We start from the raw sequence: 322 nt of genomic DNA, 5'->3' as shown, positions 1-322 counted from the left end.
GACTCGACCTCGGTGGTCGAGATGTTGTGGCCGGAGACGAGCATGACGTCGTCGACCCGGCCGAGCAGCCAGATGTCGCCGTCCTCGTCCTTCTGGGCACCGTGAGCGGCGTAGGAGCGGCCCTCGTACCGCGACGAGTAGGTGTCGATGTTGCGCTGGTCGTCGCCACAGCTGGTGCGGAGCATTGACGGCCAGGGTTCGGTGAGGACGAGGTAGCCACCGGAGCCGTTGGGGTCCTCGCGGGCGTCGTCGTCGTCGACGGTGGGGCCGATGCGGGGGAGCGCGCGCGGGGCCGCGCGGGGCTTGGTCTCGGTGACGCCGG

General features: G+C 70.8%; 1 pseudogene. It reads right to left on the bottom strand.

From position 1 onward, the window contains the following. Positions 1-322: pseudogene (locus PUR61_RS01115) on the bottom strand (acetyl-coenzyme A synthetase); the annotation flags it as partial.

This window comes from Streptomyces sp. BE20, from assembly GCF_036322525.1.
Taxonomy (GTDB): Bacteria; Actinomycetota; Actinomycetes; order Streptomycetales; family Streptomycetaceae; genus Kitasatospora.
The sequence above is the reverse complement of the archived record's forward strand: the minus strand, read 5'-3'. Positions and strand labels throughout refer to the sequence as shown.